Annotated in this window: 13 protein-coding genes; all 13 read left to right on the top strand. The window is 37.1% G+C overall.

Features of this window, described 5'->3' with window-relative positions; all coding sequences use genetic code 11:
• Positions 1 to 140: 140 nt before the first annotated feature.
• The 13 genes from CA730_RS20530 (at position 141) to CA730_RS20465 (ending at position 15,400) form a co-directional block, all read left to right on the top strand.
• Positions 141 to 695 (top strand): DUF2887 domain-containing protein, encoded by a 555-nt coding sequence (locus CA730_RS20530; protein ID WP_096670102.1) that lies wholly within the window; start codon positions 141 to 143, stop codon positions 693 to 695.
• 693 nt (positions 696 to 1,388) lie between these two features.
• Positions 1,389 to 2,000 (top strand): retropepsin-like aspartic protease, encoded by a 612-nt coding sequence (locus CA730_RS20525; RefSeq protein ID WP_028091101.1) that lies wholly within the window; start codon positions 1,389 to 1,391, stop codon positions 1,998 to 2,000.
• 1,066 nt (positions 2,001 to 3,066) lie between these two features.
• Complete coding sequence (locus tag CA730_RS20515; RefSeq protein ID WP_096670098.1) at positions 3,067 to 4,056, top strand: glycosyltransferase family 2 protein; 990 nt, start codon at positions 3,067 to 3,069, stop codon at positions 4,054 to 4,056.
• 314 nt (positions 4,057 to 4,370) lie between these two features.
• Positions 4,371 to 5,507: a glycosyltransferase gene (locus CA730_RS20510; protein WP_231939898.1), complete on the top strand. Its 1,137-nt coding sequence runs from the start codon at positions 4,371 to 4,373 to the stop codon at positions 5,505 to 5,507.
• A gap of 73 nt (positions 5,508 to 5,580) precedes the next feature.
• Positions 5,581 to 6,480, top strand: coding sequence for a class I SAM-dependent methyltransferase (locus tag CA730_RS20505; RefSeq protein ID WP_172891221.1), 900 nt, complete (start codon positions 5,581 to 5,583; stop codon positions 6,478 to 6,480).
• 68 nt (positions 6,481 to 6,548) lie between these two features.
• Positions 6,549 to 7,721 carry a glycosyltransferase family 4 protein gene (locus CA730_RS20500; protein ID WP_096670094.1) on the top strand — a complete coding sequence of 391 codons (1,173 nt, stop codon included), beginning with the start codon at positions 6,549 to 6,551 and terminating at the stop codon, positions 7,719 to 7,721.
• A gap of 25 nt (positions 7,722 to 7,746) precedes the next feature.
• Positions 7,747 to 8,763, top strand: coding sequence for a CgeB family protein (locus tag CA730_RS20495; protein WP_096670092.1), 1,017 nt, complete (start codon positions 7,747 to 7,749; stop codon positions 8,761 to 8,763).
• A gap of 24 nt (positions 8,764 to 8,787) precedes the next feature.
• The gene (locus CA730_RS20490; protein ID WP_197705471.1) at positions 8,788 to 9,150 is read left to right on the top strand and encodes a hypothetical protein; all 363 of its coding nucleotides are present in this window, start codon (positions 8,788 to 8,790) and stop codon (positions 9,148 to 9,150) included.
• 22 nt (positions 9,151 to 9,172) lie between these two features.
• Positions 9,173 to 10,537 carry a hypothetical protein gene (locus CA730_RS20485; RefSeq protein ID WP_096670090.1) on the top strand — a complete coding sequence of 455 codons (1,365 nt, stop codon included), beginning with the start codon at positions 9,173 to 9,175 and terminating at the stop codon, positions 10,535 to 10,537.
• Positions 10,538 to 10,729: 192 nt separating this feature from the next.
• Positions 10,730 to 11,869, top strand: a complete 1,140-nt coding sequence (locus tag CA730_RS20480; RefSeq protein ID WP_096670088.1) for a glycosyltransferase — start codon at positions 10,730 to 10,732, stop codon at positions 11,867 to 11,869.
• Positions 11,832 to 12,206: a PDDEXK family nuclease gene (locus CA730_RS20475; RefSeq protein WP_407919749.1), complete on the top strand. Its 375-nt coding sequence runs from the start codon at positions 11,832 to 11,834 to the stop codon at positions 12,204 to 12,206. Before CA730_RS20480 ends, CA730_RS20475 begins: the two co-directional genes overlap by 38 nt.
• 189 nt (positions 12,207 to 12,395) lie before the next feature.
• On the top strand, positions 12,396 to 14,237 hold the full coding sequence (asnB, locus tag CA730_RS20470; RefSeq protein ID WP_096670086.1) for an asparagine synthase (glutamine-hydrolyzing): 1,842 nt from the start codon (positions 12,396 to 12,398) through the stop codon (positions 14,235 to 14,237).
• Entirely contained in the window at positions 14,234 to 15,400 is a 1,167-nt protein-coding gene (locus CA730_RS20465) for a glycosyltransferase (protein ID WP_096670084.1), read from the top strand. Before asnB ends, CA730_RS20465 begins: the two co-directional genes overlap by 4 nt.
• The last annotated feature ends 424 nt before the right edge of the window (positions 15,401 to 15,824 follow it).

The following is a 15,824-nucleotide window of genomic DNA, read 5'->3' as shown; positions in this document are numbered from 1 at the left end:
GAGCAACCCCCTCCCCCCAAGCGATGAGGGGGCTATGATGTATCTTATGCAAGTGCATACCGCTATATTGAACTATACCAACAAGTCCGGCGATCGCTGCCCTTGGAGCAGGCATCGCAACTGAGTATATAATGTGATTATTGGCAAGTTCCAGAGTCCACCGTATATACTTGGATGAATTAGAACCTCCAGCAAATGCCCCTATCAGTCTGAAGTTGCTGAAACTGATTGTTACTCCTGCGGATAAAAGTGCAGTTTTAGCACAAGAAATTGCTAAAGAAACCTATGGACAAATAACTCAAAGACAATTGCAATTGCAACTAATTGATTTGTTAGAGACTATCATGGTTTATAAACTGCCTATTTTAAGTAGAGAGGAAATACAGCAGATGATAGGAATAACAGACGTAGACCTCAAACAAACCCGTTTTTATCAGGATGTCTTTGCTGAAGGACAACAGGAAGGAAAGCAAGAAGGAAAGCAAGAAGGAAAGCAAGAAGGAAAGCAAGAAGGAAAGCAAGAAGAAGCAGTGAGTATAGTTCTGCGTCTTCTGACACGGCAATTTGGTTCTTTAGATTCTGCCATTGAAGATCGAATTCGGGGTTTGAAACTAAGTGTAATTGAAATGTTGGTTGATCAATTACTTGATTTTACGGATATTTCTGAGTTAGAAAGCTGGTTAGAAAACCAGTAAATTTTCACATTTAGTCTAGTCTATCCCCTAAAGACAACTTATAATCAATTGAGATATACTTTGTTTATCTTGAAAGCGATCGCTAATTTATGAAATCTCAAATTGGTCACTGGGGAAATTCTTTAACCTTCACTCTATAAATAAAATAAGAAAATCAGATCCCCGACTTCTTTAAGAAGTCGGGGATCTGAAACTGTTGATCTTGAAGGTGATCGCTTGGTTAAATGAAACTCTTTCGCAGGTATCAATTATTCAAAGGAGTTAATTAAAATATACTGACAATAAAGATGACACTTGAATCAGAATCTCTGAACCTAGCGCACACTAATTAACTATGTGTTATTCTATTATTCATCCATTAGAGAACGACGATCGCAAACCTGTATAAAATCAGAGTTAAAAAAAATAGATTCGATTATTGTTGTGCGAGAGTGACAGAACCGGATAGTATTGAACAGTGAGTTGGGCTTTGATGGTCTTTTTGATCTCAGTCCCTCCATGCAACCTTTTGAGGATCTCTTTTGAGATATTGATCAGAAGGCCAAAGTACAGAAAATATCTGACCAAAATCTGGAACTTTGTCTACAAGACATCTAATATTGTCAGTAATTAGGCGATTAAAGAAATAAATATAATGGTAACTGAATACATAATCTGATCATGCCCAGATCCCCGACTTTCCTATAGCTAAATATGAACGAAAAATACAATAGTGCCAAAGAATGGCGTAAAGCAAATTACCGAAAACTAAAACAATATCGTGGAGAATGGATTATTTACACTAAGGATGGTGTAATAGCTCATCACCAAGATTATAGAATCATGACACAGCAAATTGACCTTCAGAACTTAAAATCTTCTGACTACATCACTGAGCGGATCTACGAGAACGAATTTGTTGAGCCAGTGAAGTTTTTCCCAGTGCGTTTTAGAACAGTCAAAAAACATGATTGGCAGCCAAAATACGAAGTCTGTCTAACTTTTCAAAATTCTAAAATCCTGGAAATGCTTGTAGATTCTGGTTCGGATATTAGCCTAATTACATTTTATTTAGGCACAGACTTAGGATATGCCCTCTCTCAAGGAGAAGTTCTGAGTAATGGAGAAGGAGTAGGGGGGAGTGTACAATATGTACTCCGACAAGTTGAAATGCAGATTGATAATTATACCTTTTCTGCTCCTGTTGCCTGGTTACAAAATGAGGATTGCCAAGAAGTTTTATTGGGTAGGGAAGTTGTGTTTGATTTATTTGATATTGAATTTAAACAAGCTGAGGAGAAAATCCTATTCAAATATAGGGGATAACTACTGTTAACTTATAAAATAAGTGTGTTATAAGTGAGCTAATAATAGTCATTGGGGATTGTAACGTTATTTTAAGATAAATAATTAAGGGGAAAAAATGAACGAAAATTGTTGAGCGAACTGCTTGCAGCAGCGTTTCGCTATCGCCCTTAAAGAATATACTTTAGAAATGCAGGAAAAAAGATATAGCAGTATACACTTGCATGAGATACATCATAGCCCCCTCATCGCTTGCGGGGAGGGGGTTGGGGGTGGGGTTCTTGTATCTCAATTAATCGAGAACCGCTATATATAGAACTATACCAACAGATGAGGCGATCGCTTCCCTCGCAGTAAGCATCGCAACCAAATATATAATGTGATTATAGCCTCTAGTTCAACCAGTACAGGCGAACTGCTTGCAGCAGCGCTTCGCTATCGCTCAAAGACTTGCAAACCATCCCCGAATATTCATTTAGTCTATCAAATACCCTTTTGTCGTCTAGGGTAGCGGCAATTGAGATATACTTTGTTTATCTTAATTGAAAGCGATCGCTAATTTATGAAATTTCAAATTAGTCATTGGGGATTGTAACGTTATTTTAAGATAAATAATTAAGGGGAAAAAATGAACGAAAATTGGCGAGCGAACTGCTTGCAGCAGCGTTTCGCTATCGCCCTTAAAGAATATACTTTAGAAATGCAGGAAAAAAGATATAGCAGTATACACTTGCATGAGATACATCATAGCCCCCTCATCGCTTGCGGGGAGGGGGTTGGGGGTGGGGTTCTTGTATCTCAATTAATCGAGAACCGCTATATATAGAACTATACCAACAGGTCAGGCGATCGCTTCCCTCGCAGTAGGCATCGCAACTGAATATATAATGTGATTATAGCCTCTAGATCAACCAGTACAGGCGAACTGCTTGCAGCAGCGCTTCGCTATCGCTCAAAGACTTGAAAACCATCATGGACAATAATTAACAAGATATTTTTCCGCGAGATGTTCCAGTAAAATCAAATTTCTTTTGAGAACAGTTGTAAGTCTAAAAGTTTTAATCCTAATAAGGAGTATAATAAGTATATGCGTTGTCCCACTTTAAGCGAACTTCCACCACCCCCAAGCGGTAAAACAGGCTGGCCTTGGACTGAATCGAGTCCCCAAGTACCTGATAAAATGCCTGATGGCTCAGAATGGCCAAAGATTAGTATTGTTACACCAAATTATAACTATGGGCAATTTATAGAAGAAACTATTCGTTCTGTGTTGCTTCAGGGTTATCCTAATTTAGAATATATTGTAATTGATGGTAACAGCACAGATGATTCAGTGGAGATTATTAAAAAGTATGAACCTTGGTTGACTTATTGGGTGAGTGAGAAGGATAAAGGACAGGCAAATGCGATTAATAAAGGATTAGAAAAAGCTACAGGTCATATATTAGCTTACCTTAATAGCGATGATATGTATCTACCATCTGCTTTCCAAGATATAGCCAAGATATTTTATAGCAAAAAATGTGATATTTTAGTTGGTAATAGAAAGCCCAATCAATATAAACCCAAATATTATTTATTACGTAGGAGTTGGTGGCGGCATCATTTTCGCATATTTAAACCGTTTGTCTTTCCTTTTATAGTATTTAATCTCCGTTACGAACTTCCGCAGGAGAGCACATTTTGGAATCACACCAAATTTCAAAATTTGAAATTCAATGAAAATTACCACTTCTGTTTAGATTTGTGGTGGTTCTATCAGATTTATTCTGGTGCGAAAGTTGCTCATACTACCCAGAGATTGGGTTACTTTCGTTTACATTTAGATTCTAAAACTTCTAATCTAGAAAATGTACATCAAAGAGAAAAATCTAACTTACTCAAAGAGTGGTCTAGCAAAACTTTCTCTCCTATTAACAAAAATGATGAACTCAAAATTATTTCTGCTTATAAATGGGTAAGTATTTATGCTGTTTTAGTCAAGTTAACTATGCCCTGGATTGATGTAATCTTTGAATATAATCATCCAGACTATCTAAGGGGCGCTGAAAAGAAAAACGTCAAAACTAAAAAATAATGCCTTTTATTAAGTAAGTGAACACAATAAAACCAATCTGTGTAAAGAAAAGTAAAAAATGATTTTCTACCTACATTTGGTGCAAGTCGTTTTCCGGTGTTAAGCTTCCTCTATGCCATAAAGCTAACTTATATCTCCTGAGACATACTTTGTTTATCTTGAAAGCGATCGCTAATTGATGAAATCTCAAATTGGTCCTTGGGGAAATTCTTTAACCTTCACTCTGTAAATAAAATAAGAAAATCAGATCCCCGACTTCTGAGAGAAGTCGGGGATCTGAAACCTTCAAAAAATCAAATATTATTACTGCACTAATGATTAAATCAAAAAATCGCATCTTATACATCCAATACACAAACCCCGCAATTTATCCCCCTTTAGAACATAGTTCTCGGATTTTAGCCCAAGCCGATTGGGAAGTGCTGTTTTTAGGGACAGGAGCATCAGGCGGAGACGCTTTAAGGTTTCCACCTCATCCTCATATTACCGTCTATCAAATACCCTTTTGTCAGCCTGGCTGGTGGCAAAAATTACATTACATGAGATATTGTATTTGGGTGTTGATATCGGTGTTACGTTGGCAACCTCAATGGGTATATGCTTCAGATTTTTTAGTTTGCCCGATAGCTTTAATATTGACTTTTTTACCCGGTATAAAAGTTATTTATCACGAACATGATTCACCAAGCACAAAAGCTAACAGTTTATTTATAAATTGGTGTTTACAAGCAAGAGAAAAATTAGCACGCCGAGCTAAATTCTGTATCTTACCTAATCAACAAAGAGCCGATTTATTTGACAAAGAACTTAATAATAATCAACATTCTCTTTGTGTTTGGAACTGTCCAAGCAAACAAGCAGTATTTCATCCCAATATATTAAATGACAAAGATGAATTATGGCTTTGGTATCATGGCTCAATAGTTCCCACTCAACTTCCTTCTATAATCATTAAAGCTTTAGCACAGTTACCCGAAAATGTTAAACTTAGGATAGCTGGATATGAAACTATAGGGCATCGGGGTTATGTGAAAGAATTACAAACATTAGCAAATAAGATAGGTATAGGCGATCGCATTCAGTATGTAGGAACATTATCTAAACGATCAGAACTACTGGAATGGTGTAGTAAATGTGATATCGGCTTATCACTATTTATTAAACCTACCAGAGAACCAATGACCGGTGCTTCCAATAAACCCTTTGATTATCTAGCTTGTGGTTTACCCTTGGTAGTGTCAGATTTACCCGACTGGAAACAAATGTATGTTGAACCCGGTTATGGATTATCCTGTAATCCTGAAGATGTTAATAGCATTGCTGATGTTATCCGCTGGTATTTGGAACATCCTCTAGAAATGAAAGCAATGGGGGAAAAAGGTAGACAAAGGATTTTAAATGAGTGGAATTATGAAACTCAATTTGAAGTGGTTAAAAATCAAATGAATTAAGTTCTAATACAAACTTTCTTTATTTCTTGATCAAAGTTCGGTTCAATTACTTTATTTAATGAGATTGGATGTTATGGTGATATTAAGTGAACAACAATGCCCCTCTTGCGGCGGACAAGGCTCTACAATTGGCATCTCTTTCGATGAAGATGTGCTTCATTGTCAGGATTGTGATTTATGCTTTCTGAAAAATTCAGTACGCCCTATGTCTGCTAATGATAATGGCTGGTATTCGGAGTTATTTGATTTTTCTCAAAACGCAGCTAATAATTTGGTTGCTGAAATGCAGGATTCCTATTTACGTCAACTATCTACTTTAGAAAAAGTATCTCATGGGAGAAATATTTTAGATGTTGGTTGTGGAATTGGCATTTTTCTGGCAGTTGCTAAATCTAGAGATTGGAACGTCTTTGGTGTAGAATCTAGTGAACATGGAGCTTATTTTGCCAATAAGCACTTTGACATTCAGTATCAATCATCTATAGATGAATTTCCAGCTAATACCTTTGATGTAGTGAGAATATCCCATGTTCTTGAGCATATACCAGAACCTAGAGATTTTCTACACCAATTATATCGAGTTCTAAAACCATCAGGAATTTTAGTCGTTATAGTTCCTAATCGTGAGCCATTATGTGCAATGTTTGTTAATAGATATCGTCAGCTATTTTCAAAGAAACCAAAACTTGCTGGGGCAATTTATCCAGATATGCACGTTCTTGGTTTTTCTACAAAATCTTTAAATAAATTAGTCAATTCCATAAAATTTAATACTGTAAGTTGCTTCACAGTATCAATGGGAGACATAACTTATTACCCATTATTTTATGATGGACTTCTGAGCCGAACGAAAATAACAAACATTAAATTTAAAACTTTTTTACGGTATTATTTGCCAATGATAGTTGATAACTTAGGTAATCCATTTTCCAAAGGACAATGGATAGTAGGTTATTTTGCAAAGAACGAATGATTTAATAGTTTGGAGTTAAACACGGAAATTAAAAATCAATATATCTTACACTAAAAACATAATTACTTATGCTTGCTGTCATAGACACACATCCCATTCAGTATCGCGCCCCCGTTTACCGAACCTTAAGCACAGAAATTGGTATACCAATAACTGTAATTTACGGCTCTGATTTTAGTGTGGTTGGTTACAAAGATAAAGAATTTGGCGCAAAATTTGCCTGGGATACAGACTTACTATCAGGCTATTCATCAAAATTTTTATCCCATGTCAAAACTGGAGGAGCGCAGTCTTTTGAAGAAGTTTCTGCTCAAGGACTAGCAGCAACGCTCAGAGAAGTACAGCCAAAAGCTTTGTTAATCACAGGTTATAGTCATCGCTTATATCAAGCCGCTTTTTATCAAGGGTGGAAATTGCAGATTCCTATTTTATTTCGTGGAGAAACAACGGATCATGCCATCAAACGAAATAAAATAAAATCTTGGATACGCGATCGCACCTTATCTGTAGTTTATCAGAGTTGCTCTAAATTACTTTATATTGGTCAAAATTCTCAAAGACATTTTCAGCGATTGGGATTGTCAGATACAAAACTGGTTTTCTCTCCTTATTGTGTTAATACTCAATCATTTCAACTGAAAGCGGCTGATAGAAAATTATTAAGAAATACTACTCGTGAGCAATTAGGGATCACAAACACAGAAAAAGTTTTATTATTTTCAGGCAAACTCAGTTATAGAAAAGGTGTAGATTTAATTTTACCAGCAATTGAAAAATTACCTGAAGAAATTAAAAAACAGTTGGTAGTCTTATTTTTAGGGAATGGAGAATTAAAAGCACAACTAGAAAAACAAGCCGAAAATTTACCTAATACCAAAGTACATTTTCTGGGTTTTCAGAATCAAACTCAATTGAGTCATTATTATCATGCAGCAGATATACTAATATTACCAAGTCGCTATTCAGAAACTTGGGGATTGGTAGTCAATGAAGCGTTACATCACGGACTCCCTTGTATTGTCTCTCAAGCCGTAGGAAGTGGGTCTGATCTAGTTAAACCTGGTGTAACGGGTAATATTTTTGAAACTAATTCTATTGATAGTTTGGCTAATAACATAAAAGATAGCTTGTATTTGTGCAATAACTCTGAGATTCAAGAGCAGTGTCAATTACAAGTTAGTAATTATTCTGTGGAAAAAGCTGCCGAAGGCATAGCAACAGCTTATAGTTCACTCTGCTAAAAAATTTAGTTAAAATTCAATTATTGTGAAATTACTGATTATTGGTTTATCTGGTACTACTCATATAGGTGGTACTTTTTTAAAAGTTGCCAAAAATCTCCATCTAGAGCCGAGATTTATTAGTGTTGATTTAGCCTATGAAGCGCCTAAATGGCTAAAAACCATTAATTGGCATCTGCGAGGTAGATATCCATCAAATTTGAATACATTTAGCCAAGATGTAGTTAAACAATGTGTCAACCTTCAACCACAATGGCTATTAACCACAGGAATAGCTGCTATTAACCATTTAGCCTTACAACAAATTGGTCAAATGGGAATTAAACGGTTCAACTTCCTCACCGATGATCCTTTTAACCGCGCTCACTACGCGCCCTGGTTTTTCAAAGCTTTACCCCATTACGACGTTGTTTTTTCCCCCCGTCGTGCTAATATACAAGACTTGCTGAACGCAGGTTGTTCGAGAGTAGAATATCTACCATTTGGTTATGATGATGAATTATTCTATCCCGAAGACCCATCTAACATCAACCTAGATACAACCGTTCCCGATGTTGTTTTTGCAGGAGGGGCAGACCGCGATCGCGTTCCTTATATGAGTGCTTTAATCCAATCAGGCATCAATTTAGCCCTATATGGCGGTTATTGGGAAAAATACCCAGAAACTAAGGCTCATACCCAGGGTCAAGCAGATGTTCCTACCCTGAGATTAGCCATTACTAGTGCTAAAATTTCCCTATGTTTAGTCAGAAGAGCAAATCGTGATGGTAACTGTATGAGAACCTTTGAAGTCCCGGCTATTGGTTCATGTATGTTAACTGAAGATACTCAAGAACATCGGGAAATTTTTGGTCAAGAAGGTGAAGCAGTTGTTTACTTTAATACCATCTCAGAAATGCTAGAAAAAACACATTGGCTGCTGGATCACGACCAAGAACGCCAACGTTTAGCCAAAAATGCCCATTTACTCATTACTCAAGGAAATCATACCTATAGCGATCGCCTAAAAACCATGTTGTCAAATGATTTAATCTCAAAATAACGTAGTATACTGGGGTTAATCGTATTGAACGGCAAGATAAAATACCTAACCCCAGAACAAGTTTACAAACAATTTGGTTATTACCCTAAGACAACGGCAGAATTGGCTGACTTAGGGAAAATAGAATGTATCCGTTCCCCTGGTGGACACCGGAGATATCCAGAATCAGCATTTATCAAAACAGTCTCAACGGACAAAGAGCGAGTTCTCTATGCCCGTGTCAGCACAAAAACCCAGTTGTTGGACCTTGACACACAAATAGATTTTTTAAGTAAAACTTACCCAGGATGTCGAGTAGTTAAGAACAAGAGAGTATATGAAGACTTTCAACCTAGAGATTGGAGTAATGTTGCTCAGGATTTTACTATAATTGGCAGAGATTATTGAGACCAAGGACAAAAGTAACTTCATGGAAAATCGCTCTGAGTTAATTATCTGGTTGGTGATTTGGGTAGCAATATGTGCCTCCGTAGTCCGCGACCAGTGGAGTCGGAAAGTTCCTAGCGTTGGTTTACCCCTTGCTTACTTATTATCCCTGTCAATGATTCATTTTTTTGGTGGAGTTGTTTACGCTTTACCTTGGTATAAACCCAAAGGTGCATACCTGCTGCAAGCAGGGGCTTCCTATGCTCAAGTTTCCGCCGGTTTCATCGAAAGCGTCTATGGTGTCATGGGCTTTGGTTTAGGTAGCACCATTTTAGCTTACTGGATACTACGCATATTTCAACCAAGTTGGCTCAGACAAGTTCCCCAAAACCCTGATTTGCAATTACCCAAACAGTTGCTACAAGTGGGGTTCTTTTTCACGCTGATTATCGCTCCTACTATTGGTCGTATCCCCGGTTTTCAGGGTTTTAGTACATCAGGGGTCTACCTAATTGTTGTATCATTATGTTTGGCTTGTTGGAAAGCATGGCATGAGCAAGATAAAAAAGCTTTTTTCTTCTGGCTGGCTGCCAGTTGTAGTATACCCCTAATTACTATTAACGTGCTCGGTTTTATTGGTTACGGCGCTGCGGCTACCTTAGTTATCCTCATTTTTATATCCAGTTTTTATCGTCCCCGTTGGCATATTTTAATCACCGGATTTTTGGTATTTGCTTTAGGACTATCTGCGTTTGTTACCTACCTCAGAGATAGAGGAGAAATTAGAGCCACAGTATGGGGAGGACAGGGTATAGAAGCAAAATATGAACGGATGATCAATACCTTTAGCAAGTTTGAAATAATTGATTTTTCTAACCAATCTCATTTAGAAGCTATTGACACAAGGCTCAATCAAAATGGATTAGTTGGCAAAGCTGTTGAATACATCAATCTTGGACAAGCAAGTTATGCTTTAGGTGAAACATTATTACAAGCAGCAGTTGCCCCTATTCCCCGACTTCTGTGGCCTGATAAACCTATCTTTGCTGGAAGTGGGAATATTGTTACTTCCTATACAGGACAAAAGTTTGAGGATGGTACTAGTGTGGGTGTGGGGCAAGTTTTAGAATTCTATCTCAACTTTGGCTCTACAGGTGTTTTTCTGGGGTTTATGGTCATAGGCACAATCATCAGAATTATTGATATCTCAGCAGCTTGTAAGTTATTGTATGGCAATTGGCTAGGATTTGTTTCTTGGTTTTTACCAGGATTAGCCATCCTCCAGCCTGGAGGTGCATTAGCAGAAGTTACAGGTTCTTATGCCGCTTCAGTAGCGTTAATTATTTTAATTAGAAGATTTCTATCCAGAAGGTCTTCAATTATACAACAGACTCGATTTCATGTTTAGTCCCTATTGGCAATTGTGCCGGAATGCGATTCTCCGTTGGTTGTTTCCTAAATCATTCTTAATTTATTTGCGAAATAGGCGTGATGGGTTTAGGGAAGTAAAATATATAACAGGAAATATTCAGTAATTATAGCTATAAGAAGTGGAACTTTTACTTTGATTAAACAATTGTTATCATCTTTTCATCTATGGATGCCCAACCTGTTTGAATTCAAAGGTGGAATCCAAACCTACTCAGCTTTTTTCCTCCAAGCTATTCAATATCTTCACCCTGATGCTGAGTATGACATATTTATTAAGCATGACAAAAAACCGCCCTCAGATTTTACCAGTGTAGCCACAACTAGATTTCGCTGCGCTGGAACTATACCATTATCCCTGCGTACTCCTGACTTTGCTGCTCAACTATTTGCATGGGGAATATGGCAAAATCCTGATTTAATCATCTCTACCCATCTAAATTTTACCCCAGTCGCCTATCAATTAAAGAAACTTCGGGGCATTCCCTATTGGACAATTGCTCATGGTGTAGATGCTTGGAACATTGACAACCCCAAATTACAACGCGCCCTACATCATGCCGATCGCATTTTAGCAGTTAGCGGTTACACACGCGATCGCCTCCTGAAAGAACAAAACCTTGACCCAAAAAGAGTCTCTGTACTCCATAACACATTTGATAGTTCTAAATTTAAACCCGCACCAAAACCGACCTATTTATTAGACCGATATCAACTTAAACCAGAACAACCAATTATTTTAACAGTAGCTAGATTATCAGCTTCAGAACAGTATAAAGGCTATGACCAAATCATTCGAGCAATACCAAAAATTCGTGACCTAATTCCCGATATTCATTACATCATTGTGGGTAAAGGGGATGATAAATCAAGAATTGACCAATTAATTACCGAATTTAAATTAGAAAACTGCGTTACCTTAGCTGGGTTTGTTCCCGACGCTGAACTTTGTGATTACTACAATCTTTGTGATCTTTTTGCCATGCCCAGTAAAGGCGAAGGTTTTGGTATAGTTTACTTAGAAGCATTAGCCTGTGGTAAACCCGTACTTGGCAGTAATCAAGACGCGGCAATTGATGCTCTTTGTCATGGTAAACTAGGTGCATTGGTTAATCCTGATGATGTAGATGAAATTGCTCAAACTATTACTCAAATTTTACAAGGTACATATCCTAATTTATTAATGTACCAACCTCAAGCCCTCCGTCAAGCGGTCATTGACACCTTTGGTTTTGAGCAGTTTCAGAAAACTTTGGCTGGATATTTACAAAACTATGAAGCCAGGAAACCAGGGCATAAATTCCCCGTCTGATATAATTTTGGTGGAGGCGATGAAACATAATTTGCGATCGCCATATTATGTTATTTTTGACAGATATGAAAATAAATTACGAGTATTTCAATTGGTTGGTACAAGATATCAAGCGGTAGAACTTGTAGAGCCAAAATTCTGGTTTCCTGAATTGGAATTAGGAGTAGGAGTTTGGTCAGGAAAATATCAAGATACAGAAGGTTTGTGGTTACGTTGGTACAATCAAGATGGTGATTGGATTCCTACTTTTGCTGAAAGAGCAGAACAGGAGAAACAACGAGCAGATAAATTAGCTGAAAAATTGCGGGCTTTGGGAGTGAATTTAGATGACATTTAAAGGAATTTAAACAAGGAAGCTAGGGAATTTATTCCCTGGCTGTAATAGGCTGTTATGCAGCTAAATTGTATAGTCATAAATTCTTGAACTCTTGTGGCACAGGCATCTTGCCTGTCTCATTTATACAAATTAAATGCACAACAGCTTATTATTTTTATCCCAACTCATAATACATATATAAGCTTAACTATGTGCGGAATTGCAGGTATTATTAAACTAAATACCAACTATGGTAATTTAGAAGCAAAAATCGAAAAGATGCAAACTGGACTAAAACATCGTGGACCAGATGATGCAGGTATTTATATTTCAACTGACAAACAAGCAGCTTTAGCCCATACTCGTCTCTCAATTCTTGATCTCAGTTCCGCTGGAAATCAACCCATGTCTACCAGTGACGGACGATATTCAATTACATTTAACGGAGAAATTTACAACTTTCAAGAACTACGAGAAAATCTCATTTCCCAGGGTGAGAAATTTCATTCTCAAACAGATACAGAAGTAATTCTCAAACTCTATCAAAGAATCGGTTCTGATTGTGTCCAGCATTTACGAGGAATGTTTGCTTTTGCGATTTGGGATGATTTAGAAAAAACTTGTTTTTTAGCTCGTGACCCTTTAGGAATTAAACCACTTTATTATTACCAATTAGGTACAACTTTAGTATTTGCTTCCGAACTCAGAGCGGTTTTAGCATCTGGTTTACCTGCAATTAATATGAGTGTGGAAGGATTATATGGTTATTTAACAACTGGTTCAGTTCCCGAACCATACACCTTAATCGCTGACATTCATTGTTTACCCGCTGGTAATTGGCTATATTGGCAGAATGGAAATATTACTAAAAAACAATATTGGCAAATAAATTTTACTCCTGAAGCAATTTCTCCTCCAGAAGCGCGAGAAATAGTCCGTAAAGCTTTATTAGATTCCATTGAGCATCATTTTATCAGTGATGTACCCGTGGGAATTTTCCTCAGCGGAGGTATTGACTCTACAACCATTCTCGCTTTAGCAACTCAAACTCAAAAATCTCAATTATCTACCTACTCCATAGCTTTTGCTGAATCAGAATTCAATGAAGGAGAATTAGCTCAAAAAATCGCTAATCATTTTGGTGCAAAACACACAGAATATCAAGTTACATCATCCTTTGCTAAGAGCATATTACCCGATTTCCTCGCAGCAATTGATCAACCAAGTATTGATGGCTTTAATACATTTTGTGTCTCTAAAGTTGCCCATGACAATGGCATGAAAGTAGTATTATCAGGTTTAGGAGGAGATGAAATATTTGGTGGATATCAGTCTTTTCAAAAAGTTCCCCAAATGGTTGCATGGGGTAAAAAATTGCAGATATTACCCTCATTTAGCACCGTGTTAGGTAAAGGTTTAGAACGTTGGGAAAATTCACCAAAAATGCAAAGATTGGGTGATTTTTTACAACAGCCTCCGAGTTTTAATGCTGCTTACCGTAGTTTTCGAGGTATTTTTTCTCATCAAGAAGCTTGTACAATTATTAATCAATTATCAATCAGCATCCCGATGTTACCCCCCTTAGTCCCCCCTTATAAAGGGGGGAAACCGGAATCTAGTTCCCTCCCCTTGCTAAGGGGAGGGTTAGAGTGGGGTTCTACTCCAGAAGATGAAGTTAGCTTTTTAGAATTAAGCCGCTATATGCGTAATCAATTACTACGAGATAGCGATGTCATGAGTATGAACTGGGGTTTAGAATTGCGTGTTCCTTTTGTAGATAAAGCTTTATTAGAAGCTGTTGCCCCAATTCCTAGTAGTATTCGTTTACAGCAGGGAAAAAAGCTTTTAACACAAGCAATTACAGAAGTACCTGATTGGGTAATAAATAGACCCAAGAAAGGCTTTTCCTTCCCCTTTGAAAGTTGGATGAATAGTGAATTTGGTGATTATTTCCAAAACCTAAATACACCCCCAAATATCTCCCTCACTCCTTGGTATCGTCGTTGGATTTTAGCAATATTGAAACATTGGTGGGAGCAAATTAAATCATGAAGGTTCTCCATATAATTCCCTCTGTTGCAACCGTTCGCGGTGGTCCGAGTCAGGCAATTTTAGAAATGGTGAAAGCTTTAAGAAAAAATGATATTGATGCAGAAATTATCACTACTAATGATAATGGAGAAGATATATTAGATGTACCTTTAGGAAAATTTATAAATTATCAACAAGTTCCTGTCCAGTTCTTTCCCCGATTTTCTCCTTCTATTCACTCATTGAGAGAGTTTGCTTTTTCTAGAGAATTAACTATCTGGTTATGGCAAAATATTCGTAATTATGACTTATTACATATTCATGCTATTTTTTCTTATAGTTCTACTATAGCAATGGCGATCGCTCGCCGTCAAAAAATTCCCTATATTGTTCGTCCTCTAGGACAACTATGTACATGGTCTTTACAGCAAAGTGCTAGAAAAAAGCAAATATATCTGAAAATTATCGAAAAAGCCAATCTTAATCATAGTCAATCAATTCATTTTACTTCTGAACAAGAACAAGAAGAAGCTTCACTATTAAATTTAACCTCCCCAAGTTTTATTCTTCCTCACGGACTTTCCATTCCAGCTATAATTCCTGATGCTTATCAACGGCTGCGAGAACAATTTAATTTACCAATAGATGAAGCAATTATCTTATTTTTATCTCGCTTACATCCTAAAAAAGGTTTAGATTACCTAATTCCAGCATTGGGGAAGTTATATCATTACCGCTTCACATTCATTGTCGCAGGTAGCGGTGATGCAGATTATGAAACTGAGGTAAAAACTTTAGTGAAAACTCATGGAATTGAAGAAAGAACACATTTTGTCGGATTTGTCAAGGGTGAAATTAAGGATTTATTAATACAAGGAGCAGATATATTTGCCCTAACTTCCTATTCCGAAAACTTTGGTATATCAGTTCTAGAATCCCTAGCTGCGGGTACTCCAGTTATAATTACCCCTGGTGTAGCGCTCAGTGATATAGTTCAGCAACAACATCTGGGATATGTTACAGAACTTAATATTAATGATATTGCTACTACAATTGAAAACTTCTTCAATCATCCTCAAGAATCTAAAGAAATGGGCTATCGCGCCCGGCAATTTATATTAGATAATTATACATGGGATAAAATAGCATTAAAAATGATCTCTGTTTATAGAAGTATCCGGTAAACGTAAAACTCAGCGGCTTTAGCTCTGAGATATGAGTGACACACTCTGGTTTCTCGACTATTGAAAAAACGATTTGGAGCGATAGAGCGATTCCTAGGTCGCGCTTCGCTATCGCAGCTATAATACCATAGGAATGATATTTGATTTATGAAAAGATACTTAGGGTGCGTCAGATATTACAAATCTGTTTATCGATAGAATTTATGCAGTCTGACGCACCCTACAATACCTAATTTTTTTCAAAAATCAAATACGAGTTCTATATATTAGAGTAAACAATACTTAGAGGGTGCTTGAAAAGTCTCAATCCATACTAACTCTGGCGACTAGAAGTCGCGGCTACACAGACAAAACCCACCTATTCCTTCGGTTCCGTAAGGGATACGTGGGTTAAGAACCTTAATTTTGTGTTAGTCCACAAAAG

The sequence above is a fragment of the Dolichospermum compactum NIES-806 genome (assembly GCF_002368115.1).
Classification (GTDB): Bacteria; Cyanobacteriota; Cyanobacteriia; order Cyanobacteriales; family Nostocaceae; genus Dolichospermum; species Dolichospermum compactum.
The sequence above is the reverse complement of the archived record's forward strand: the minus strand, read 5'-3'. Positions and strand labels throughout refer to the sequence as shown.